Genomic DNA, 25,576 nt, shown 5'->3' with positions numbered 1-25,576 from the left:
ATAGGTATCTCTCTTTAATATAACAGCTCCAGATTGTCCCATTTTGTATTAATTAGTAACTTTCACCAAATGTTACCTCTCTAAAAATCTTAACAAAACTTTTTTCCTTCATCGCTTACTATTCTAATTTTTATTAATTATAACAACAAAACAAAAAAAAGTCAATAAAATTAAATATAAACATTTTATAACTAAAAATATAAAAGGAGCAAATAATAAATTATTAACTCCTTAATTTTAAAATATTTTTTTCTTTTACTCAATAGATTTATCTTCTTTTACAACATCTTCGCTGTCATCTTCAACGTCATCTTCAGCATCATCTCAAAAGTCATCGTCTTCAATAACTTCTTCACTTTCTTCTGCGTCATTATCTATAAGTTCAACATCATTTTTGTTTTTACCAACTAAATATCCAAATCCACCTATTAAAACAAATGCACATGCTATAACCGGATATATCCAAAATGAAAACTTATTAGTTATTTTAGGATATATCTTTAAAAAGTTTTTAAAAACTTCAAAAAACGGGAAGTGATAGCGATTAGCTATATGAATAGAAGTTACAATCACCTCTGCTAAAACCATGGATGCACAAGAAACAATAATTGATATAACAACTCCAATTTTTGTTAATTTTCTTGAAAATAAAGTATACATAAAAATTGCACAATATAGAGCAACAAATCCTGACCATGAACTGAACACTCTTAACATAGCCACTCCTACATATAGTGCTACTCCTGCTAAACTACCGATTATTGCACCAATCGTTCCAAATAAAACATTTCCTTTTTTCATAATTTCTCCTTTCATATTTTATTTATATTTTTAATTTTTTAAAAATAACCTTTAAAATATCCAATGCTTGTCTAGTTCTAAGTAAAACTGAAACAATTGCATAAGTTAAGCCTGCAAACAAAAGTGCAATTATAAAGCTTAAATTTGATGATAATTTCATATTCAATGCAATAAATATTAACCTAGATACAATTGCCATTGCTAAGACAGATATTAAGACTTTTTTTCCATTATTTATAATTCCTTTAGTTTTTATCTTTCCTATCTTTTTTTCAAGCTTAAAATATAAATTTATAGCACCAAAAATAGTTGCAATACTTGAGCCTAATGCAAGACCGTTAAGTCCCATAAATCTTGAAAGTATTATTGATGTAATAACATTTAAAATTACCATTTCAACAGAATTTATAAGCGGTATTCTAGTCATTTTTAATGCATAAAATGCATTTGACAGTACATCTCTGATTCCTAATCCAATTAGACCTATCGCATAATAAAACAAAACTCCAGATACTAATATAACATCATTTTCATCAAATTTTCCTCTTTTAAATATTAAAGTTACTATTTCCTTAGAAAAAATTAATATCCCTATACATGCTGGAGTTACTAAATATATAATAGTGGAAAGAGTTTTAGCAATCTGTACTTTAAACTTTGGTTTTGACTCTATAGCTAATTTACTAAGTGTAGGAAAAATAGAAGTAACAATTGAAACTACTAAAATCCCCCATACAAATTCATTCAATTTAACTGAATATGATAAAACCGAAATTCCTCTCACAGATATAAATGAAGCCAAATTTTTATCTATTAGTTGATTAATTTGATTTACAGCAACACCAAAAATTATAGGCAGTGCTAGAATCAAAAGTTTCTTTATATTTTCATCTTTGTAATTAACGAAAAATCTATGTTTATATCCAGTATTTTTAATTGCCCAAATATATGGTATATACTGAAAAATTGTAGCAACCGCAACACCTATTGGTGCTAATATCGGATTAATTTTATAACTAATAATTAAAAATATAATTATTATAATATTATATAAAAAACCTGTTGATCCCGGAATTAAAAAATTTCCTTTTATATTTAAGTATCCTTTTAAAATTGAATTTAATAGTTGAGCAAACATTCCAAGTATAGTAATTCTTGTAAATTGTACGGATAATTCAAAAATCTCACCTGAATAACCCATAGCAAAAAGAAATACTATTTGTCTTGCAAATATATAAGCTAAAATAGTTGCAAAAATTGATATTAAAAAAATTATATTTATAATATTGCTTGTAAATTTTTCAGAGTCTTTTTTCCCTTTATTTCTTTCTATTGATGTATATGTTGGAATAAAATTAATTGAAATACCTGACATCACAAAACCTAAAATTGTATAGGGAACTAAAAGTGAAATTTGAAAAGCTGTTGCTATTTCACCTGTACCATAAAAATATGATAATAATATTTCTCTAAAAAATCCAAATATTTTAGATAAAATATTTATAACCATAAGTAAAAAAGCTGTATAACCCATAAAAATCTCCTATCATAAAAAAGGTCAAAAACATAAGTTTTTGACTTTAGTTTTTATATCTACTTGTTACTTTATCATTAAGTCCATACCATATAAATATTCTTGAAGTCTTATGTAAATGTTCCATAAAAACTTTATTTATATGATTATAAAGTTCTTCCAAATCTTTTTTTGTTAAGAATTTTTCTTTTTGTAAAACATAATAATTATTACCTTTAAATTCTAATTTTAATTGTTTTACAATATAATTATTAAGATTAAAAATATAATCTTTTATTACATTTTCAAAAAAGTCATTAGTCTTTTCTTCAAACTTTTTATTTAGATTATAATAATCTATAACATTATTTATAAGTCTGTTTCTAAATCTATAATCTTTAGAAGATAATTTTCTAACTATAAGTTTTTGCTTTCTGCTAATTTTTAAACTAGGATAATTGACTAAAAAATAATTTTCCAATTCATTAGCAAAAACATTTGATTTTTTACCATAAATATAGGAGTCAACCGCCAACACTATTTCTAAACGATTTATATCATCATAAACAAGTTTTTGAACGGCATTTTTTATATACTCCTTATCAGATCTGTTTTTATAAAAAACATCTAAACTTTTTGAAATTTTATTAAAAATCGCCTGTCTAAATCTTACATTAAATCCACGTTGTTCTATTGAAAGTGAGGAGACAAAAATATCAAAAGCTACTGAATCTTTCAAATACAAAAAATTATACTCTAAAGCAATTCTAGTATCTTTATCTAATAAAGCATTCATTTTTTTCTCCCCCTTCTTAAAATCTAATATATTTCACAAAAATTACATAAAAATATAGTCTTTAACCTATTTACACATAAAAACTACAATATCCTCATTTATATTTCTTAAAAATTTTTTAAAAATTTCACTATGTTTAAAACTATAACTATTTGAAAGTCTTGTTACATCAACTGCAACCGTATTAAACCCACGACTATTAATTTCGTTTAATATATTCAAAAAATTTTCCTCTAAAAATTTTTCGTCTTCTTCAGTTTCTATTTTTTGTGGGATTGAGCCTATAACAACATAAGTTGCTTTGAGATTAAATGCAGGAACAATTTTAAACTCTCCGGTCGCAAAAGAACTTATTTTGCTAAAAACATCAAGTAGCCTGTTACCTGCTTTAGAGACAATTTCCATAGTATCATCATTTGAAAATGCATTATCAACAAAATAAACAATACAGTCAGATTCTATATCAAAAATACTTTCACTAACTACTCTAATGTCCATAACAAACCTCCAAAAGCATATAATAAAAACAGTACAAATATTATATATTTTTTTTAAAATTTAGTCAATAATCACAAGTATATTAAATTGATAATTTTCTGATTAATAAATTTATAAATAATATTACAATATGGTATAATAATTACGGGAGAGAATTATTAATTAAATCTTATTAACATAAAAATACATTATAAAATTTTACTTAAATTTTAAAAAGGAGTATATATGAAAATTTCAGGAATAATAGCTGAATATAATCCATTTCATTTAGGACATAAATATCAGTTAGATACTCTAAAAAACGAATTAGATACCTATGTAATTGCAATAATGAGCGGAGATTTTGTTCAGCGTGGAGAATGTGCTGTTTTAGACAAATATAAAAGAGCTGAAATTGCAGTAAAAAATGGTGTTGATCTTGTAATAGAACTACCTTTTTACTACAGTTTACAAAGTGCTGAAAATTTTGCAAAAGGTGGAATTTCTATTCTAAATAAATTAAATATTGTTGACTACCTTTGTTTCGGTTTTGAATGTGAAAAAAAAGAGAATATAATAGAAATAGCAAAATTTCAGCTTCGATATAAAAATGAAATTGAAGAAATCTTGAATAATGAAATGAAGCTGGGAAAAAGCTATGCTGTTGCATATAAAAACGCTTGTATGAAAATAAATAAAAAATATAAGGCTTTAGAAATAGAAGATGATTTTTTTATATCTAATAATATTCTATCAATTGAATATGTCAAAAACTTAATTTTATCAAAATCAAAAATAGCTCCTTTCCCTATAAAAAGAAAAGGTAGAAATTATAATGATGAGAATTATAATACAGAAGAACAATTAAGTGCATCAGCAATAAGAAAGGCGATTTATGATAATAATTTTGAAAAAATAAAAAACTTTATAGATAAAAATACTTTTGATGAATTAAAAAATTCAGTAAAAAATAATATTTTACCTAATGAAAAAATAATCTTAGAAATTTTAAAATACAATATTTTAATAAATCAAATAAATCCTGAAAATATTGTAAATTATGAAAATGGAATCTTAAATTTAATTAAGAAAAATATACATTCAGTAAACTCTATAGAAGAATTAGCAGAAAAACTACAAAGTAAAAGATATAAAAAAGTTAGAATAAAAAGATTTATTTACAACTATTTGTTAAATATAAATAATGATATAAAGGAAATTTACTCAAAAGACCCTGAATATATAAATATTTTAGCATTTAATAAAAATGGACAAAGATTAATTAAAGAAATAAAAAATAAATCCAATCTAGAAATTGTAACTACAAATAAAAGTGCTCAAAATCTAACAAATTTTCAAAAAAACAAATTTGAAATTGAACAAAACTCAAGGAAAATTTATAAACTGTTTACAAATAATAAAAAAGAAACTGAATTTATATCTTTTTTACAAATATAAACATTTTAATAATTGATTTATATAGTTATACACACAATAAATTACAATATTTCTCAACTTATTATTTCACAATAAAAGCTGTTATTAAGTAATAGTATTTACTCTTTAACAGCTTTTTTTCTAAATAAATTTCAAAATTAAAGGTATTAAAATAACAGCTAAAATTCCCGAAATTGATATCGAAACAGTTGATATAGAACCTTCAATTTCTCCAAGTTCCATTGCTTTTGCAGTTCCTAGAACATGACTACAAGAACCAAGTGCAACGCCCCTTGCGACTTTATTATCTATTTTAAAAATCTTAAAAATAAGTTCTCCTACACTATAATCTATAATTCCACATATAACTATAAATACCATAGAAATTTCCATAATTGCCCCTATTTTTTTAGAAATTTCATATCCTATAGCAGATGTTACAGACTTTGGTAACATAGAAAGCAAAATTTCTTCATTTATTCTGAAAATATTACATAATACAATTCCTGTAATTGCTCCTATACCAATCCCAACTAAACAGCCAAGCAATATTGGAAGAAAATATTTTTTTATAATTTCTAAATTTTTATATAATGGTATTGCTAAAACTACAGTTGCAGGAGCAACAAAAAAAGTTAAAATATCTGCCCCCTTCTTATAATTAGAATAAGGAATTTTAAAAAATAAAAGAACTAGGATAATTAAAACTGAAGAAGTAACCATTGGACTTAAAAATTTCAATCCCATTTTTACTTGAATTTCATATCCTATAATAAATGTTATAATTGTTAAAAATATTCCAAAAAGGGGACTATTAATTATTAATTCCATTTTTTTCTCCTTTTTCAAAAATTTTTACAAAAAAAGTTGTAGCAAAAGCTGTAATAATCATAGATACAACTACACTTACAAATATATCTGTAAAAATTTCCCGTTAAAATAGTGAAATTTATCTATAACTCCAATAACTAATGGTGTCATAAATAATGTAATATTTTCGAGTAAAAACTCTGAAACTTTTTCTATTTTCTTTAATTGAATTGCTTTAAAATATAGCAATACAGCCAAAATTAACATTGACAAAATAGTTGCTGGTATCGGAGATTTAAAAACTACTTCTAAAATCGTTCCAATAAACAAAAACATTAAAATAATTAAAAATTCATAAATATTTTTAATACTAATTCATCTCCTAAAATAATTTAAGGGTTATTTCTAACCCTTAAATTTCAAATTTATCATACTTTCCATATAATTCATCAAGAAAAACAATAGCTAAAACAGTAGGACCTGTATGACAACCTATAACTGCATCTACTCCTGAGATTAATATATCCTTATTATCAAATTCTTCCATCAATAATTCTTTTAAATCATTTGCTTTATCCTCACAATCACCTTGTAAAATAATAATAGTTTGTTTATCTAAAAACTCAGATTTATTCTTTATAATATCTATAATTTTTTTCTTAAAAGCTTTATGTCCTCTTACTTTGTCAAACAAGTTTAGCTTCCCTGTATCCTTTACAATATCTAATATAGGACAGATATTTAATAAATTACCTATTATAAATTTAGCTTTATTTAATCTACCACCCCGATAAAGATATGTCAGTTCATCAACAGTAAAAATATAATTTATATGTTTTTTATAAAAATCAATATATTTTAAAATTTCTTCTATACTTTCGTTTTCTTCAATCATTTTTGAAATCTTAATAGCAAGAGCTCCATAACCAAAACTCGCACCTAAACTATCTATTATATAAATTTTCGCATCAGGAAATTCATCTAATAAATCATTTTTAACCATATTAGCTGTATTATAAGTTCCAGAAAGTCCAGAAGATAGAGAAATATAAATAATTTCATTTTTAGCTAAAATTTCGTCCTTAAAAGCATCATAGAAATCCTTATATGACACCTGTGAAGTTTTATAATTAACCCCTTTAGACATATTTTCAAATAATTTATATTTATCTATATCATAATTTAAAATATATTCATTTTCTCCGTCAGTAACAACCATATTAAAAATCTGGATTTTATATTTTTTTGCAATTTCTACAGGAATATCTGCTCCCATATCAGAAAATAACTTTATCATATCTACCTCCATTTTTAAAAACTTACCTGAATTATATAATATACCATTTTTGATATTTTTGCAAGAAAAAAATAGTTTTAAAAATAAAACTATTTTTCAAAAAAATATTTAATTTGTTATTACTAAATTAACAGGCAAATCGAATTCATTTGTTGGAACTTTTTCAATAATTTGTTCTTTAAATGCCAAAGATATTGTATATCCCTTAAAGTCCTTTAAATATCTATCGTAATATCCCCCACCGAAACCTATTCTGTAATTATTTTTATCAAATCCAACTCCTGGAACTAATATTAAATCAATCTGATCTTTTTCAACAATGTTTTCATCTATTTCAGGAGGTGTTTTAATACCATAATATCCTTCAATTAATTCATCTAAAGAATTTATTTTATAAAAAGTCATTTTCCTACTTTCTTTTTCACAAATTGGAGCACAGACTTCTTTTCCATTTTCTAATAATTTTTCAATTATCGGATAAGTATTTATTTCTGTACCGAATGGAATTGTAAGTGCAATACATTTTGCATTTTTAAAATTTTCGTTTTCAAATAACTTTTTATATAAAATTTCTTCAAAACTCTTTCTATCTTCATCAGATATATTTTTTAGCTTTTCTTGAATTTCTTTTCTTAAAATTTTTTTATCCATTAATAATCACTCACTCCTAAAAGTTTACGAACCTCTCCCACAAAATACAAAGATCCAAATGCTGAAATAACATCATCTTTATTTGAAATTTCAAATGCTTTATCAATAGCATCTTGATAGTTTTCAAAACTATAAACCTTTTTTTCAGTTAGGGCTTCAATTCTCTCCTTTAATTCCAATGCTTCCATTGCTCTTTCGGAATCCGGTCTTACAGTTAAAAACATATCAAAACAAGGAATAATTCTTTCAAGCATTTCGTTGTAATCTTTGTCTGCCAAAACTCCAAAAATAGCAATTTTTCTATTATTTTTGTAATAAAAATTCATATTTGAAATGAATTTTTCAATCCCGTCAATATTATGGGCACCATCTAAAATAAAATCAGGATTTTTTGAAACAAGTTCAAATCTACAAGGCCAAGTAACGGTTGAAAATCCATTATAAATACTTTCATCAGAAATTTCAAAGCCCATTTTTCTAAGTTCTAAAAGTAATTCAAGAGAAATTGTAGCATTCTTAACTTGATGTGAACCAAGTAAATTAATTTTTAAATTCTTAAATTCTTTATAGTCTATAACTTGTCCTGATTTATTATTTTCCAATACTTTAATTTTTGATAAATCATTTAAAATAATTTTAGAATTCTTATTTTTTGCAACTCCTATAATGCTGTCCATAACATCATTATCTTGTGAATATAGAACTAGAGGAACACAATCTTTAATTATTCCCGCTTTTTCCAACGCTATTTCTTTTATAGTATTTCCCAAAAATTGTTGATGATCAAAGCTAATAGATGTAATTAAAGTAATAAGCGGATTATTTACTACATTCGTAGCATCAAGTCTCCCACCTAATCCTACTTCCATAATTGCAAAATCACATTTTTCTCTATAAAAATATAAAAATGCTAAAGCAGTTACAAGTTCAAAATCAGCAGGAAAAACTTCAAGAGTGTTTGCAATTTCTCTTACCTCATCCATTAATTCTATTAACTTATCTTCAGGAATATTTTTGTTATTTATTCTAATTCTTTCTTCAAAATTGTAAATAGAAGGAGAAGTAAACATACCAACTTTATATCCTTGTGAAACTAAAACAGAGTTTACAAAAGAAGTACAGGAACCCTTTCCATTGGTTCCTGCAATATGAATAATCTTTAATTTATCTTGTGGATTTCCTAACTTCTCCATAAGAATTTTTATATTTTGTAAACCTAATTTAACTCCACTGCAAACCTCTCCTCTGAGTTTTATCATCGCAGTTTCATAATCCATATTATTTTACCTTTTTTCTAGCGGCGATTAAACATTTTTCAGCTAAAACTGAAGTTGTTATTGATCCGATACCACCCGGTACAGGATTAATATAACTTGCAATTTCAGAAACTTCATCAAAATGAACATCCCCTGTTACCTTTCCGTTTTCGTCATAATTTGTTCCAACGTCAACTACAATAGCTCCTTCTTTTACAAATTCCTTTGTAACGAAATGTGCTTTACCAATAGCTGAAACCAAAACATCTGCATTCTTACAAACTTCTTTTAAGTTTTGAGTTCTACTATGACATACAGTAACCGTTGCATTTTTTGCTAATAATAACATTGCAACAGGCTTTCCGATAACATTACTACGACCTAATACAACTGCATTTTTACCTGTTAAATCTAAATCATAAAATTCTAACATCTTTATAACGGCTGCAGCAGTACAAGGAATAAAACTATCTTCTTTAGGATAGAAAACTTCTCCAATATTATATGGACTAACTCCATCAATATCTTTTTTAGGATTAATTTTCATACCAACCAAATCATCGTCAATATGAGCAGGTAATGGTCTTAAAAGTAAGAAACCATCAACACTTTCATCATTTCCAATTTTTTCAAGTTCTGATATAAAATCAGCTTCAGTAATATCTTCCGGATAATGGAATTGAACACATTCAATTCCCAATGAAGATAAAACTTTTATAGCGGCATTTTCATAACCTATAGAATCACTTCTATCTCCAACTCTAATAAAACCACAAGTAGTAACTTTTCCCTTTTCCTTAAGTTCAGCAACCCCGGCTTTAATTTTTTCTTTTAAAGCTATTGCTACTTCTTTACCTTTCATTATTGTTGTCATAACAATCTCCTTATTTTAAAAATCTATTAAATATTTCTTCAAATGCCTTATTCGCAAGTTCAGTTCCGTCTTTTAATAACTTCATGGATTTTTCATTTATTATCTTAATATTTTCTTCATTTTTCATTGAAGAAGTATTTGCAAATACACTTAAACTTGCACCTTTAAGAGCAGATTCTAAAAATACAGCTCCAGTTGCAACATCTCCAATAAGATTTTTATTCCCAATTCTAATAAGTCTGTCTACTAAACAAAGAGCTTCATAAGATTTTTCCATTATTTGTAAAGGAATCATAGCTGCATTATAAAGATTTATTTCTAATGCCTCTCTCTTTAATCTCTTTTCTTCATCAGTATTTCTTGGCATCTTATAACATTGAGAAAGTGGATAGAAAGCATCCGCATCTCCTTGAACTAATTCTTTTAAAGAAGTAATTAATTCGTTATATTTTTTTATTTGCTCATTAATTTCTTCTTCAACATCTTTAAATTTTTCATTACCAGTAGTATAAGTTGCATCCATATTTAATAGAGCAACTCCCAAAGCACCTACAAGGGCGGATGCTCCTCCGCCCCCTGGTACAGGTTGTTTATCTGATAATTCTTGAATAAATAAATTTATGGTTTTATCACACATTTTTTGTTCCATAAATTCCTCCTATTAACTAGAATAATCCAACAATCTTTCCATCTTCTGTTATATCAATATTATTTGCAGCAGGAACCTTTGGTAATCCCGGCATAGTCATAATATCTCCACTGTAAGCTACTGCAAATCCTGCACCAGCTGCAATTTTAATATCTTTAATATTTACCTTAAATCCTTCAGGTCTTCCAACTTTATTCTTATCATCAGAGAATGAATATTGAGTTTTTGCCATACAAATAGGAACATTTTTAAATCCTAATTCTTCGATAGTTTTAATTTTCTTTTTAACTCCCGGAGAGAATGTTACTCCTAATCCACCGTAAACTTTTTGAACTATTTTATTTAATTTTTCTTCTAAAGAATCTTCAATATCATAAACTTGATTAATTGGTTTGTTATTTTCAGCAAGTCTTACAACTTCATGAGCTAAATCAACAGCACCTTCTCCACCTTTTGCCCAAACATCTGATAAAACTACGTTAACACCTAATTCTTTACATTTAGTTTCAATTAATTTAATTTCAGCATCAGTATCCAATGGGAATTTATTGATTGCAACAACACAAGGAATACCGAATAGATTTTGCATATTTTCAACATGCTTTAATAAGTTTGGAAGTCCTTTTTCCAATGCAACTAAATCTTCATTTCCTAATTCAGTCTTAGCAAGTCCGCCATGCATCTTTAATGCTCTTACAGTAGCTACGACTACAACAGCATTAGGATTTAAACCAGCAAATCTACATTTAATATCTAAGAATTTTTCAGCACCCAAGTCAGCTCCGAAGCCTGCTTCAGTTACAACATAGTCTGAATATTTTAAAGCTAATTTTGTAGCAATTATACTATTACAACCATGAGCTATATTAGCAAAAGGTCCTCCATGGATAAATGCAGGAGTATGTTCTAATGTTTGAACAAGATTTGGTTTAATAGCATCCTTTAATAATGCAGCCATAGCTCCATGAGCATTTAAGTCTTTTGCAGTTACAGGCTCACCTTTTCTATTGTATGCAACAATTATTTTTCCTAATTTTTCTTTTAAATCTTTTAAGTCATTTGATAGGCATAAAATAGCCATTACTTCAGAAGCAACTACTATTTCAAAACCGTCTTCTCTTGGAACCCCATTAGCTTTACCATTTAAACCATCAACAATAAAACGAAGTTGTCTATCATTCATATCAACAACTCTCTTTAGAGTAATAGTTCTAGCATCAATTTCCAATTCATTTCCGTGATTAATGTGGTTATCTAACATTGCAGCTAATAAATTATTTGCTGCTCCAATAGCATTAAAGTCTCCTGTGAAATGTAAGTTTATATCTTCCATAGGAACTACTTGTGCATATCCACCACCTGCAGCTCCCCCTTTAACTCCAAAAACAGGTCCTAAAGAAGGTTCTCTAAGTGCAAGAGCTGTTCTTTTTCCTATTTTATTTAATCCGTCACCAAGTCCAACAACAGTTGTTGTTTTTCCTTCTCCGGCAGGAGTTGGAGTAATAGCAGTAACCAAAATTAATTTTCCATTTGGTCTTTCATTATAATCTTTTAATTCGTGTATATTTAACTTTGCTTTATAATTTCCGTAAAGTTCTATAGCTTCTTCCGGAAATCCTAAGTAATCAGCTACTTCTCTGATAGGTTTCATTTTTGCTTCTTGAGCAATTTGCACATCTGTCTTCATAAAAGTCCTCCTTTTTATTAACAAAACATTTATAGGGAATCGCTATTTCCCCCATTCAGTATACAATTTATTTAATAATATGTCAATATCTTTTATTGAAAAAAATCTTATATCTATTCAAAAAAACTATAAAATACCCTTATAAATAAATTATAAAACATTTTTCACTTTTGCTTTTTATACTTATTTTGAGTAAAATTAAAGATTTATAGTACTTAATAGCAATAATTATAATAATAAATTATAAGTAAATTTAATGTATATTATAAAAAAGTTTATATTTTAAAAATAATTTATATAAAAAAACAGCCTAATTATTATAAAAAACAATTCGACTGTTTAAAAAATTTTTTCTATTAATTATTTTTTTCTTATTACTTTTGAAACTTCAGCAACTACAAAAGGTAAGAATGCAAGTGGTATTGCAACTGTCAATTCTTTTATTCCTAATGAAACAGTGTCAAAATATGGTTGTAAGAATGGTATATATACAACTATTAACATCATAAAGAAAGATAAAGTTGTTCCGTAAACCAAAGTTTTATTTGAAAATACTCCAATATGGAATAATGTAAATCTACTGCTTCTAACAGAATAACTTCTTAAAAGTTCTGCCGTTATAAGTGTAAAGAAAGCCACTGTTCTTGCTCCTTCAATATGATTAGGATAATGATGCATTCCATAGAAATATGCTCCAAGTGTTGCAACAGTAATTGCAATTGATTGAGAAATAATACTGTAAATCATTTCCTTATCTAAAATTGGTTCATTTGGATTTCTTGGTGGAACTTCCATAATATCTTCATCACCTTTTTCAACTCCAAGTGCAAGTGCAGGGAAACTGTCTGTAACTAAATTTAACCAAAGTAATTGAATTGGTATAAAAGGAACAGGTATATTTAACAATATAGATATTAAAACTATCAAAATTTCTCCAACATTACAAGACAATAAGAAAGAAACAAACTTTTTAATATTTGAATAAATAATACGTCCTTCATGAACTGCTGATACTATTGTAGCAAAATTATCATCTGTTAAAATTACATCTGAAGTATTTTTTGCAACATCTGTTCCTGTAATTCCCATTGAAACTCCAATATCAGCTCTCTTAATTGCAGGTGCATCATTTACTCCATCCCCTGTCATTGCAGCAATATGGCCATTTTTCTTTAAAGCACTAACTATTTGCACTTTGTTTTCAGGACTTACTCTTGCAAAAACTCTCGTAGTTTTTACAACTTCACAAATTTCTTCTTCAGTCATTTTGTTAAGTTCACGACCCATAATAGCCTTTGAATGTTCATCCAAAATTCCTAAATCTTTAGCTATAGCAACAGCAGTTTCTAAATAATCTCCTGTTATCATTATAGGGATTATTCCTGCTTTTTTACATTCTTTGATAGCTTCTTTTGCTTCAGGTCTTGCAGGGTCAATCATTCCCATAAGTCCTACAAAAATCATATCTTTTTCAATATTTTCTGAAGTCTTCTCTTTAGGTAATGAATCAAATTTTCTATAAGCAAAAGCTAATACACGAAGAGCTTGTTTAGCAAATTCGCTATTTTGAGAAAGAACTTTTTCTTTTAATTCAAAAGTAAATTCTTCTTCTTTTCCGTTTATTAAAATATATTTACAATTATCTATTACAATATCAGGAGCACCTTTTGTAGCTGAGATAACATTAGCTGAAAATAAATTTTCATTAAAAGTTGTCATCATCTTTCTAGTAGAATCAAAAGGTATTTCCGCAATTCTTTTATGCTTATCACTTAAATCGTCTTTAGAAATAGCAACTTTTTCTGAAAGAGTAAGTAATGCTCCCTCTGTAGGATCTCCTGCAATTCTATACATATTTTCGTCTTTAATAAGTTTTGCATCATTAACAAGAGTAGAAATTTTTGAAATTGAAATGAAATCTTCAATTTCTTCAGCATTAACTTTTTCTCCATCTAAAAGTACAGCTCCAACAGGTTCATAACCGGTACCTTCTACATCATAAACTAAATTATTTACGAAAACTTTTTTAACAGTCATTTCATTTTGAGTAAGAGTTCCCGTTTTATCTGAACAAATTACTGTTGTAGTTCCCAATGTTTCAACTGCTAAAAGTTTTTTTACGATTGCATTCTTTTTAACCATTTTTGTCATACCAAGTGATAATACTATTGTAACTATTGCCGGTAATCCTTCAGGAACTGCTGCAACGGCAAGTGAAATTGCAGTTAAAAGCATAAGTAAGAATTTTTGTTTATATAAAAGTCCAACTATAAAAACTACAATGCAAACTCCTATCGTTATAAGGCCTAAAGACTTTGAAAGTCCTGCAAGTTTCTTTTGAAGTGGAGTATCTTCATCTTCAAAAGAATCCAGAGTTGTTGCAATCTTTCCAATTTCTGTATTTTCTCCTGTAGAAATTACTATTCCCATTCCTCTACCATAAGCAACAATTGTTGATGAATAAGCCATATTTTCTCTATCACCAATTTCAATTTCACCATCATAAATCTTATCAGCAAATTTTTCAACAGGCACAGATTCTCCGGTTAAAGATGCTTCATCAATTTTTAAAATAAAACTTTCAATCAGTCTTAAATCTGCAGGAATAATATCCCCTGTTTCAAGCTCAACAATATCTCCAACAACAAGTTCTGGAGAAGGAATATGAACTAATTTTCCATCTCTATAAACTTTAGCCATAGGGCTTGCCATTTTTTGTAAAGCTTCTATTGCCTTTTCAGCTTTTCCCTCTTGATTAAGTGAAAGAATAGCATTTACAATTACAATTGCAATAATTATAAAAGCATCCGTTATTTCACCTACAATTGCTGACATAATACAAGCACCAATTAAAATTAAAATCATCGGATCTTTAAATTGGTCTATAATTTTTGAAAGAAGTGATTTTTTATTTTTTTGTTTTAACTCATTTCTTCCGTTTTTTTCTAAAAGCTCAACGGCTTTTTTGCTTGAAAGTCCATTTTTCACATCACTTCCAAGCTCTTTGATACATTCATCAACACTTTTGTTGTACCAAGACATAGATTTTCCTCCTTAAATTAAGGCTTTTTTTGCATAAAAAAAACCTTGTTTAATAAAATTAAACAAAGGTCTTGCTTCCTATTGAAATAGTTAGGTGTTTAGCCGGGATAAACCGTATTGACGACTAAACAAAAATAGCTACTCCCCTTTATCAAATATATTATACTAAATTTTTAAAAATTTTTCAAGTAAAATTAATTAAATTTGAAAAGGTGTTTTAAAATTTTTTAAAACACCTTTTCATCTATTTCTTTACAATTCTAACAGCGGTGCCTGAACAAGTAACCATCATCATACTATTTGATGCTCCAAGCATTTCGTAATCCATTTTAAGTCCGACAACGGCATTTGCTCCAATTTCTGTTGCTCTTTCCACGATTTCATCTAAACTTTCTTCTCTTGCACCCATTAATTCTTCTTCATAAGAATATGATCGCCCTCCGAAAATATCACTTAATCCGGCTTTAAAATCCTTTACAAAGTTTACTCCTGTTATTACTTCACCGAAGACAACTCCTTTATATTCTACAATTTCATATCCGTCAATATTACTTGTAGTTGTAATTATCATAATTATAATCTCCTTTTTTAGATAATATTAACATATTTTTTAACCGTTATCAATATATTTTTGTTATCATAAAGTACAAGTCTATTTATTAAATTTACTTAGTTTTGATTTTTACTTTTTCCAATACAATATTACCTTTTTTCACATCCAAAAACAGTTTTTCATCACTAAGAATTTCATTCTTTAAAATCTCATCTGCAATTTTATTTTCAAGTTCAGATTTTATTATTCTTTCAAGAGGTCTTGCTCCATAAGCCTTATCATAGCCCATATCTGATAATTTTTTAATAATCTTATTGCTATATCCGATATTAAGTCCAATATTTTTAAGTCTTTTTTTCAATTTTTCAAGCAAAAGCTCTGTAATTTTTAATATATCTTTTTCATCAAGTCTTGAAAAGACAATTATATCATCTACTCTATTTAAAAATTCAGGCTTGAACATAATTTTAAGTTCAGAATTTACAATTTCTTTAATTCTGTCATATTCTTTTTCATCTTCATCTTTTTTTGAAGAAAAACCTAATGTATTTTTCTTTTCAATCGCAGATGCTCCTACATTTGAAGTCATAATTATTACTGTGTTTTTAAAGTTCACAGTTTTTCCTTGTGAATCTGTAAGTCGTCCATCATCAAGGATTTGAAGTAGCATATTAAACACATCTGGATGAGCTTTTTCAATCTCATCAAATAATACAACACTATATGGTTTTCTTCTAACCGCTTCTGTTAAATATCCACCTTCTCCATAGCCTACATATCCCGGAGGAGATCCTATAAGTTTAGAAACAGTATGTTTTTCCATATACTCACTCATATCTATCCTAATCATATTTTCTTCAGATTCAAATAAAAGATTTGCTAAAGATTTTGCAAGATAAGTTTTACCAACTCCTGTAGCTCCGACAAAAATAAAACTTCCTATTGGTTTACTTCCTAAAGAAACTCCTGCTCTGGATCTTTTGATGGCATTTGTAACTCTGTCAATTGCAGTTCCCTGACCGATAACTATATTTTTTAAATTATCAGAAAGAGATAAATATTTTTGACTTTCTTTAGCTGTCAATCTATCAACAGGAATTTTACTCCAATCTGAGACAACTTTTGCAATATCGTCATATTTTAATGTTAAATTTTCCTTATTTTTCTTATCTTTTTTTATCTCTTTAAGTTTTCTTATCTCTTCTAAGTTTTCCTCATATTTATTTTTGCATTCTTGAGCTTTTAAAAATTCCTGATTTTTCACAAATTGTTTTATATCAGCTTTTAGGTTGGCGTTTTCATCTTTTAGGAAAATTATATCATCCGGATTTAGATATGATTTTATTCTTAACATAGAACCCGCTTCATCTATCAAATCAATAGCTTTATCAGGTAAAAATCTGTCTGTTAAATATCTATGTGATAATTCTGTTGCAGCTTTTATAGCTTCATCGGTTATTACTATCCCATGATGATTTTCATATTTTTCTTTAAGACCTAACAATATATTTATAGTCTGACTAACTGTAGGCTCTAAAACTTCTATAGGCTGTAATCTTCTTTCAAGAGCAGAATCTTTTTCAATATGTTTTCTGTATTCGTCAATGGTTGTAGCACCAATTAATTGAATTTCTCCTCTTGCTAAAAACGGTTTTAAAATATTTGCGGCATCAATAGAACCTTCACTACCTCCGGTTCCAACTATATTGTGAAATTCATCTATGAATACAATAACATTTTTATTCTTCATAATTTCATTTAAAGTATCTTTTACTCTTTTTTCAAAATCTCCACGATATTTACTTCCTGCAAGCATTGCCGGTAAATCCAGACTATAAATAGTTTTATTTTCTAAAAATTCCGGAACCTTTCCCTCTACAATTCTAAGGGCAAGTCCTTCTACTATCGCAGTTTTTCCTACTCCTGCTTCTCCAATCAAGATAGGATTGTTTTTAGTTCTTCTAAGTAAAATTTGTAATATTCTATCTATTTCTTTTTCTCTACCAATTACTTGGTCAATTTTCCCTTTTTTTGCTCTTTCATTCAAATTTACAGTATATTTATCTAAAGTTTCTGTCGTTGCTTCTCCTGAAACCTCTGTATCATTTCCAAAATTTATCTTTTCTTTTATATCCGCCGAAATACTTTCAGGACTGATATTAGCTTCAACAAGCATTTTATAAGCAAGACTTGTTTTTAATTCCATTAATGAAATTAAGAGATGACAAGGTAATACTTGGACATTATCCGACTCCATTGCAATATTAACAGCATTATCTACAACTTTTTTTGCGTTTTTGGATAATTTACTCGCAACATTTGAAAAGTTTCCAATTCCTTTCTTATCTATTAAATAACTTTTTAAAGAATTATAATTTGCACCTGCTGAAACAAGACTTTCAGTTTCTCTACTATTTATTTTTAAAAACGCAAGCAAGATATGCTCAGTTCCAATATAATCATCTTTTAAATAAAATGCTTCATTTACAGCATATCGGATAAACTCGTCAACACTTCTAATTACATTTTCATACATAGAATCACCCTCCTATATTAACTTTAAAATTACATTTAAAAGTTCTTCATTACTCTCTTCCTCAGTTAAAAAAGTTGAACTTCTAATAGCCATAAGGCATTCATATAACAACTTTATATCATAATCAACTATAAGCTCCAAACTTTGTAGTAATAAACAAAGTGAAATAAATTTACTAACTATATATGGTGTTATATTTTCTCTCTTTATCAATATTTTCTTATATCTTTCAAATTTTTCTCTATAATAGTCTGTTTTTGTCCCTAAAAGTTTTCTACGATTATCTATTTCTAAATTTACAATTTCCGTAATATATTTATCCATTTTTCTAATTGCGGAAAATTCTTCTGCATTTTGATTACAAAATTCCGCAATATAAAAATCCTCACAAAGTCCTATTTTAGATAGAGAATAAAAGTCTATTCCTAATTTTTTCATTTTCTTTTCTAAAAAATCGGTAGTATTATAATATCTCAATGAAGGAATATGTAAAACTCCTGTCATTTTTAAACCATTACCAACTAAATTTACATCTTCAAAAACATATCCGAAATTTGTATTAAACGAAAAATCTATTTTTTCATCCAAATCCGACTCAAGTCCATAGGCAAAATGTCCACAACGAAGAAAATTTACTCCGGGTAATTTACCGGTAAATCTAAGATGCTCTCTAATGTTTATATTCATAAAAACAAATTCATCATCTCTTGATGCTATATATGAATTTTCTCTGAAAATATCATTGGAATCTAAAAACAAACCCATATTATAATATTTTAAAATTTGTTTTTTTGTATTTACCTTTTCAAATGTAAATCTATCACTATAATACAATTTATAGAAAGAAGAACAAATTTTATTATAAAGATTAATTTCATCTTCAAAGGTCAACATATAGTTAAATTTATAGCCTTTGACATTTCTATAAACATCAACCTGACTTGAAAGAGAAATGTACTTTTCAGAAATTTTCCCTAAAAAACTACTCATTTATTCTCCTCCTAAGTTTGAAATTTTTCTTTTTTAAATCTTCAATGGTATTTTTCAAAACTTCACATTTGAAATATTCTTCAGTTTCTATACAATGCTCTAACTCCCTTTCTAAATCAGCAATTTTTATTTTATTTTCAAAAAATTCTTTTGTATATTCTGGTGCTTTTCCTTTATATTTGTTAAAATCATTACATAATAATCTTTTTATAAAATTCGAATAGACAAGAGTCGGCTTTAATTTATTATTTTCTATCAATTTATAAATTGTTTCATAGCAACAAGGACAAACAGTTAAATTTGTATAAATAATATCCTTTACCAAAGTTTTACAATTTTTGCATTTGACATTTGAATTAGAAATTTGACCTTTAAAATTACAAAATATTTCATCTTTTTCATTAGGTTTTAATGTATTAAATAAATTGTCATATTCAAAATCCGTTATTTCTTTTTCATAACTTATTGTTGCAATTTTCTTACTCATTTTCCCTCCCGAAAGAATACAAAATATTAAGTAAAACATTAGCTCTTAAACTATCCTTAATTTTACTATCTATACAAAGAGAATTATCACTTATAGCATGTAAAATAATAAATCTTTCTCTTTTTGTAATATATCCCAATTCAAATATTCTATCTATAATTCGTCGCCCTTCATTAAAAGTTATTTCATTTTTATCTAAATACTCGATAATAGAATTTAAAAATACATCTTCATTTGAAAGTGTTGAAATCTTTATATAACCGCTTCCCCCACGGTGACTTTCAATATAGTATCCGTTTGTTGAGGAAAATCTTGTTGTCAAAACATAATTTATCTGAGAAGGAGCACATGAAAATTTATTTGCTAAATCATTTCTTCCTATCTCAATAATTCCATTTTCAGAATTTTCTAACATTTCTTTCAAAAATTTTTCGATAATATCACTAATACCTGCCAAAAGAACACCCCCTGACCTACTTTGACCTTTATTATATTATACCCAATGAATAATAATTTTTTACATTTAAATAAACTTTTTATAATTTAAAAATTATTACCATAAGCAAAAAAGTTGAGTAAAATAATTTAATATTTTTCCTCAACTTTAATTAATGAATTTATATATTTTAAAGTAAATAAAATTTTTTATCCAACAGCAGTCATAACTTTACCAATATAATATATTCCGTAAATTAATGCACCTATAAATAATAATCTGAACAGAGAAGACAAAGCAATAGAAAAATATTTCTTTTTATCTTTAGTATCTCTGGGAAAACTTAAAACGAGAGCTATAAACTTAAATACTACACTTATTATAAACAAACATATTCCATATCTAAAAACAATTCCAAGCATAAAAAATCCTATTATCGAACTTCCCATGCCAAGAGAAAAACCTACAACAAAACACAATAGCAACAACATATCCAAAGCTATTGAACCCCATAGTAAAATTTTCATTAATTTTTCTCTATCATTAATATAATTTTCTAAAAAATTATTATTTTTATTTTCCATATAAATCTCCATTCAAATTTTAGAATTATTCTGATTATACCATATATATTTGCTATAATCAATTTTGAAAATTTTAATTTTCGAAGACATATACATTAAAAATTTTAACAATCAAAAAATCAACGAATGATAATATCCGTTGACTTTTTAATTCATATTTTAAACTCAATATTTAAAAACTTCTAAAAATATAATTAATAGAATTTTTTACATTTTCTACAAATTTTGAAAATCCTTTTGTTTTTTTAGTTGGAAATTCCTTTCCATACAAAATTTCATAAGCTTTTAATGCTTTATTTACTTTAGTGACATAATGTTTAGTTTCTGATGAAGGAATATTATATAGACTTACTCCATCACTTGAGTATTTGGAATCTTTTAACCAAGTATTTACATTACCAATTCCACCATTATATGCTGCATAAACAGTATCCATATTACTAAAGTTTTTCATTAAATATTTTATATAATATGTTCCAATCTTAATATTAGTTTCCGCATCATTTAAGTCTATGGAATTCGCATCAATATTTAATAACTTTGCAACATGTTTAGAGGTATCAGGTAAAACTTGCATTAAACCTTTTGCATTAACTTTACTTGTTGCATCACTCTTAAAATTACTTTCAACCCTCATAATAGCTAAAACCACTCTAGGATCTACTCCATACTCGTTTGAATATTTTTGAATTTCTTCAATATAATTTACAGGGTAATTCTTTCCTCCATAATATATTGCTCCTAAAAATAGTGCTTTACATATAATTAATACAGTTATTATAGTTATTAATATTTTTTTCCACACTTTCATCTTTTTGTTTTTTCTGCCCTTATCTTTTTTAACTTCTTCTACAGTTTCTTCCTCAAAAAACTCTTCATTAGAATTATTAATATCTTTTTTAACAGAATCAGTAACATCTGATTTTTCTTCATGCAAAGGACTTAAATCTGTTAATTTAGTTTGTTCTATATTTAATGAATCTTGTTTTTCTAAAGTTTTTAAATCAACACTTTCTGTACTTTGCCCTTCTACAAATACTGATTGCATAAATTCATCCAAATGCTCATCATTATTCTTTAAATTTTCTTTTTCTGTAAAATCATTATTAGAAACTTTTTCAATCATTCCCATTTCTTCCAATTCATCTTCAGTTACTTTTTTTACATCTTCGGTATCTTCAATTTTATCTTCAACAATTTCATCATTTTCTTCGGCTTCTTTTTTTTCTTTATTTTTCTTCAGCCTTCCAAAAAACCCTCTTTTCTTTTCTTCATTTATACAACTATTTTCAAAAAATAAATCCAATTTATCTTTTAATTCTTCAAAATCGCCATTATTTTCAACAGTTAAAATATCATAGTTTTCATTATCAAACTCTGACTGAATTTCCATAATTCTATGTGCAACTTCCTCTGTCATTCCCTTTCTTGACATAAGTCTTTTGAATCTAATATCATCACTTGCTGTTATATTCCAAACTTCATCAATTTCAATCAATTTTTCCAATCTATCTATTGATTCATTTAAAAGAGGAACTTGTAAAAATACAACTTCTGCATCAGAATTTTTGCCAATATCAACCATATTTTTCAAAATAACGGGATGAGTTAATGAATTAAGTTTTTTTCTATTTTCGTCATTAAAAAATACCGTTCTTCTTAACTTTGCTTTTGAAATATTACCCTTCTCATTTAAAATACTATCTCCAAATTCATTTACTAAAACCTTATAAAGCTCAGCACCCCTTTTATATAATTCTTTTATTTGATCATCAGCATCTAAAACTAAATAATTTTCATTTCTCTCTCTAATCAAATCCGCTAAGCTACTCTTACCACTACAAATTTGACCTGTAATAACAATATATTTTTTATTTCGACTCATACCAATTCCTTCCTTCACATACATCTACCTTCAATGGTAAATCTAATTTATATACATTTTCCATAGAATCTTTTAAAATTTTCTTAACAATCTCTTTTTCGTTTTCTTCACATTCTATTATAAGCTCATCGTGAATTTGTAAAATTAATTTTGCATTAACTTTTTCAAGTTTTAATCTTTCGTAAACTTTAATCATCGCAAGTTTTATAATATCTGCTGCACTTCCCTGTATAGGAGTATTCAGGGCAATTCTCTCGCCAAAACTTCTAATATTGAAGTTTTTAGAATTAATTTCAGGAATATATCTCTTCCTATCCAAGATAGTAGTTACAAAACCATCTTTTTTAGCTCTATCAACTATTTCTTCCATATAATTCTTTATTCTAGGATAAGTATTTAAATATCCGTCAATATACTCTCTTGCTTCATTTCTAGTAATATTCAAATCTTTTGAAAGACCATAATCGCTTATTCCATAAACTATTCCAAAATTTACAGCCTTTGCACTTCTTCTTTGATTATCAGTAACTTCATCAATCGGAACACCAAAAACTTCACTTGCAGTCTTATAATGTATATCTAAATCATTTTTAAAAGATTCAATCATAACTGAATCCTTAGATAAATGCGCTAAAACTCTAAGCTCAATTTGTGAATAGTCTGCATCAATAAAAACTTTATTTTTATCGGCAACAAATACCTTTCTAATATTTTTTCCCTCTTCACTTCTTATAGGAATATTTTGCAAATTAGGGTCCACAGAGCTAAGTCTTCCTGTAGCGGTAATCATCTGCTTAAAGGATGTCCTTACTCTACCGTCATCCATAATATACTCCAATATTCCATCTAAATAAGTTGAAATTAACTTGTTCAAAGACCTATATTTTAAAATATAATCTGCAATTTCATGCTTTTTAGATAATTTTTCTAAAACTTCAACATCTGTCGAATATCCTGTTTTTGTCTTTTTTACTATAGGTAATCCCATTTTTTCAAATAAAATGACTCCAAGCTGTTTTGGAGAATTCAAATTAAAAACTTCTCCTGCAAGTTCATAAACTTTTTGTTCATACAAATATGCAAGTTTTGAATATTCCTCATTTAACTCAATAATCTTATTTCTATCTACTAAAACTCCTGTTTTTTCCATATCTGCAAGAACTTTAACTAGCGGTTTTTCAACATTTTCATATAATGAAATCAGATTATTTTCTTTAGCTTTTTCTATAAAAATATCATATAAACCTGAAATGGCAAATACATTTTGAGAAATAAATTTAAAAATAATGCCCTCTTCCAATTCAAAAAAAGTTTTTTTGTTTTTACCTTTTCCAAACATTTCTTTTAAATCTAAAATTTCCAGATGCAAAATTTCATTGCTGACTTTTAGAATATCATAATTTCCTTTATTAGAGTCAATTAAATATTCTAAAATCATTACATCTTCATAATTTTTAAATTCTAAATTATTTTTTAATGCAAAAAACAATTCTTCCTTTATATCATAACCAATTATCTCTATATCTAAATTACAAAACCTTTCAAAATCTGATAGCTTAAATTCCTTACAAATATATGCCTTATTATTAAAGTTTGAATAAATTCCAATATAAAATTTCTTCCTATAAATATATCCTTCATCTGAGAAAAATTTAATTGATATAGACTCGTCATTTTTTATCTTTTCAAAAATTTCTGAAAATTCAATTACTTCAAAATCAATATTTTGATTTGATTTTACAGTATTATTCTTTTTTATATCTTTAAAATGCTTATTTATAATACTTTTAAATTCTAATTTTTCTAATTTTTCAATATATTCATCAGAATTTACATCTTTTATTTCAAAATCTTCAATATTTCTATCAATAGGAACATTCAAAAAAATCTCACCAAGACATCTGCTCAAATAAGCCTTATCCCTTTCATTTTCAAGATTTTCCTTTAATTTCCCTTTAAGATTACCTAAATTTTCATATAAATTTTCAAGACTTCCATACTCTTGAATTAATTTTAATGCAGTTTTTTCTCCAACGCCCTTAACTCCGGGTATATTATCTGAACTATCCCCCTGAAGAGCCTTAACATCAATCAATTGTTTAGGAGAAAGACCGAAATCTTCCAAAACTGATTCAGTATTCATAAGTTTAATCTCACTTATACCCTTTTTAGTCAAATATACAAAAATATTATCATCAATTAATTGTAAATAATCTCTGTCTCCCGTAAAAATATCTACTTCAAAACCTTCCTTTTGAGCAAGTTTTGCGATTGTTCCTAAAATATCATCAGCTTCATATTCATCAAGCTCCAAATAATTTACATTCATAGAAGATAGTAAATCTTTTAAAATTCCAAACTGATAAGTTATTTCATTAGGAGCATTATCACGAGTTCCCTTATAATCTGCAAACTCATTATGTCTAAAAGTTTTTGAACCCTTATCAAAAGCTACAAAAACATGTGTAGGATTTATTAATTCCAATGCTTTGTAGTACATATTTAAAAAACCATAAACTCCATTTACAAAAACTCCATCTTTAGTTGTTAAATTTCTTATCGCATAAAAAGCCCTAAAAATAAGACTTGAACCGTCGATTAAAAGTATTTTTTTCATTTTATTCTCCAAAATTATCATATAATCTATTACCAAAATATATTATAAAGTACATACACAGATATTATATCATATTTTTATATATAATGTCTAAATTAAAATAATGAAAATATCTCATTTTATGTTATATAAATTAATAATAAATGTTCTAATATGATAACTATTAATTTTTATTAAAAATTTGGCATATATACTATT

22 protein-coding genes are annotated in these 25,576 nt (G+C 26.6%); 1 reads left to right on the top strand and 21 read right to left on the bottom strand.

The genetic code is table 11. The annotated features are described in order from the left end of the window. Positions 1 to 324 precede the first annotated feature (324 nt). The 4 genes from ACMX2D_RS01635 to ACMX2D_RS01620 form a co-directional block, all read right to left on the bottom strand. Positions 325 to 801 carry a hypothetical protein gene (locus ACMX2D_RS01635; protein ID WP_414972474.1) on the bottom strand — a complete coding sequence of 159 codons (477 nt, stop codon included), beginning with the start codon at positions 799 to 801 and terminating at the stop codon, positions 325 to 327. Between the two features lie 22 nt (positions 802 to 823). Beyond that, on the bottom strand, positions 824 to 2,335 hold the full coding sequence (gene murJ, locus ACMX2D_RS01630; RefSeq protein WP_414972472.1) for a murein biosynthesis integral membrane protein MurJ: 1,512 nt from the start codon (positions 2,333 to 2,335) through the stop codon (positions 824 to 826). A gap of 46 nt (positions 2,336 to 2,381) precedes the next feature. Then, positions 2,382 to 3,110, bottom strand: a complete 729-nt coding sequence (locus ACMX2D_RS01625; RefSeq protein ID WP_009448227.1) for a hypothetical protein — start codon at positions 3,108 to 3,110, stop codon at positions 2,382 to 2,384. Between the two features lie 66 nt (positions 3,111 to 3,176). Next, positions 3,177 to 3,608, bottom strand: a complete 432-nt coding sequence (locus tag ACMX2D_RS01620) for a macro domain-containing protein (protein WP_414972470.1) — start codon at positions 3,606 to 3,608, stop codon at positions 3,177 to 3,179. A 225-nt stretch (positions 3,609 to 3,833) separates the two neighbouring features. Between ACMX2D_RS01620 and ACMX2D_RS01615 the strand changes: the two genes are divergently transcribed. Then, positions 3,834 to 5,045 (top strand): tRNA(Met) cytidine acetate ligase, encoded by a 1,212-nt coding sequence (locus tag ACMX2D_RS01615; protein ID WP_414972468.1) that lies wholly within the window; start codon positions 3,834 to 3,836, stop codon positions 5,043 to 5,045. 120 nt (positions 5,046 to 5,165) lie between these two features. On the opposite strand, the gene ACMX2D_RS01610 is transcribed toward ACMX2D_RS01615, so the two are convergent. From ACMX2D_RS01610 to polA, 17 genes are all read right to left on the bottom strand, one after another. Further along, a complete protein-coding gene (locus tag ACMX2D_RS01610) occupies positions 5,166 to 5,855 on the bottom strand; it encodes an LrgB family protein (RefSeq protein ID WP_414972466.1) in 690 nt (229 codons plus the stop codon). A 75-nt stretch (positions 5,856 to 5,930) separates the two neighbouring features. Continuing rightward, entirely contained in the window at positions 5,931 to 6,170 is a 240-nt protein-coding gene (locus ACMX2D_RS01605; protein WP_414972465.1) for a CidA/LrgA family protein, read from the bottom strand. Between the two features lie 76 nt (positions 6,171 to 6,246). After that, positions 6,247 to 7,131, bottom strand: a complete 885-nt coding sequence (locus ACMX2D_RS01600) for a DegV family protein (RefSeq protein WP_414970845.1) — start codon at positions 7,129 to 7,131, stop codon at positions 6,247 to 6,249. Positions 7,132 to 7,239: 108 nt separating this feature from the next. Then, a complete protein-coding gene (locus ACMX2D_RS01595; protein ID WP_414972463.1) occupies positions 7,240 to 7,782 on the bottom strand; it encodes a 5-formyltetrahydrofolate cyclo-ligase in 543 nt (180 codons plus the stop codon). After that, on the bottom strand, positions 7,782 to 9,059 hold the full coding sequence (locus ACMX2D_RS01590; RefSeq protein ID WP_414972461.1) for a bifunctional folylpolyglutamate synthase/dihydrofolate synthase: 1,278 nt from the start codon (positions 9,057 to 9,059) through the stop codon (positions 7,782 to 7,784). The genes ACMX2D_RS01595 and ACMX2D_RS01590 overlap by 1 nt, the downstream gene beginning before the upstream one ends. A gap of 1 nt (position 9,060) precedes the next feature. After that, positions 9,061 to 9,912, bottom strand: coding sequence for a bifunctional 5,10-methylenetetrahydrofolate dehydrogenase/5,10-methenyltetrahydrofolate cyclohydrolase (locus ACMX2D_RS01585; protein WP_414970848.1), 852 nt, complete (start codon positions 9,910 to 9,912; stop codon positions 9,061 to 9,063). Positions 9,913 to 9,922: 10 nt separating this feature from the next. Next, the gene (locus ACMX2D_RS01580; protein ID WP_414972460.1) at positions 9,923 to 10,561 is read right to left on the bottom strand and encodes a cyclodeaminase/cyclohydrolase family protein; all 639 of its coding nucleotides are present in this window, start codon (positions 10,559 to 10,561) and stop codon (positions 9,923 to 9,925) included. 16 nt (positions 10,562 to 10,577) lie between these two features. After that, a complete protein-coding gene (locus tag ACMX2D_RS01575; protein WP_009447831.1) occupies positions 10,578 to 12,248 on the bottom strand; it encodes a formate--tetrahydrofolate ligase in 1,671 nt (556 codons plus the stop codon). A 360-nt stretch (positions 12,249 to 12,608) separates the two neighbouring features. Then, positions 12,609 to 15,290: a cation-translocating P-type ATPase gene (locus ACMX2D_RS01570; RefSeq protein WP_414972459.1), complete on the bottom strand. Its 2,682-nt coding sequence runs from the start codon at positions 15,288 to 15,290 to the stop codon at positions 12,609 to 12,611. Positions 15,291 to 15,534: 244 nt separating this feature from the next. Continuing rightward, a complete protein-coding gene (locus ACMX2D_RS01565; RefSeq protein WP_414972458.1) occupies positions 15,535 to 15,861 on the bottom strand; it encodes a heavy metal-binding domain-containing protein in 327 nt (108 codons plus the stop codon). A 94-nt stretch (positions 15,862 to 15,955) separates the two neighbouring features. Next, entirely contained in the window at positions 15,956 to 18,379 is a 2,424-nt protein-coding gene (locus ACMX2D_RS01560; protein WP_414972457.1) for an ATP-dependent Clp protease ATP-binding subunit, read from the bottom strand. A 12-nt stretch (positions 18,380 to 18,391) separates the two neighbouring features. After that, positions 18,392 to 19,369, bottom strand: coding sequence for an ATP--guanido phosphotransferase (locus ACMX2D_RS01555; protein ID WP_414972456.1), 978 nt, complete (start codon positions 19,367 to 19,369; stop codon positions 18,392 to 18,394). After that, positions 19,362 to 19,856, bottom strand: coding sequence for a hypothetical protein (locus ACMX2D_RS01550; protein WP_414970856.1), 495 nt, complete (start codon positions 19,854 to 19,856; stop codon positions 19,362 to 19,364). Before ACMX2D_RS01550 ends, ACMX2D_RS01555 begins: the two co-directional genes overlap by 8 nt. After that, positions 19,849 to 20,313, bottom strand: coding sequence for a CtsR family transcriptional regulator (locus ACMX2D_RS01545; protein ID WP_414972455.1), 465 nt, complete (start codon positions 20,311 to 20,313; stop codon positions 19,849 to 19,851). The genes ACMX2D_RS01550 and ACMX2D_RS01545 overlap by 8 nt, the downstream gene beginning before the upstream one ends. Before the next feature lie 188 nt (positions 20,314 to 20,501). Beyond that, on the bottom strand, positions 20,502 to 20,876 hold the full coding sequence (locus tag ACMX2D_RS01540; RefSeq protein WP_414972454.1) for a hypothetical protein: 375 nt from the start codon (positions 20,874 to 20,876) through the stop codon (positions 20,502 to 20,504). A 172-nt stretch (positions 20,877 to 21,048) separates the two neighbouring features. Beyond that, the gene (gene coaE / locus ACMX2D_RS01535; protein ID WP_414972453.1) at positions 21,049 to 22,761 is read right to left on the bottom strand and encodes a dephospho-CoA kinase; all 1,713 of its coding nucleotides are present in this window, start codon (positions 22,759 to 22,761) and stop codon (positions 21,049 to 21,051) included. After that, the gene (gene polA / locus ACMX2D_RS01530; RefSeq protein WP_414972452.1) at positions 22,748 to 25,378 is read right to left on the bottom strand and encodes a DNA polymerase I; all 2,631 of its coding nucleotides are present in this window, start codon (positions 25,376 to 25,378) and stop codon (positions 22,748 to 22,750) included. The genes coaE and polA overlap by 14 nt, the downstream gene beginning before the upstream one ends. Positions 25,379 to 25,576: the final 198 nt, after the last annotated feature.

This window comes from Parvimonas oralis (genome assembly GCF_047608425.1).
GTDB lineage: Bacteria > Bacillota > Clostridia > Tissierellales > Peptoniphilaceae > Parvimonas.
Note: the sequence above shows the minus strand (reverse complement) of the source record. Positions and strands in the feature narration are given on the sequence as shown.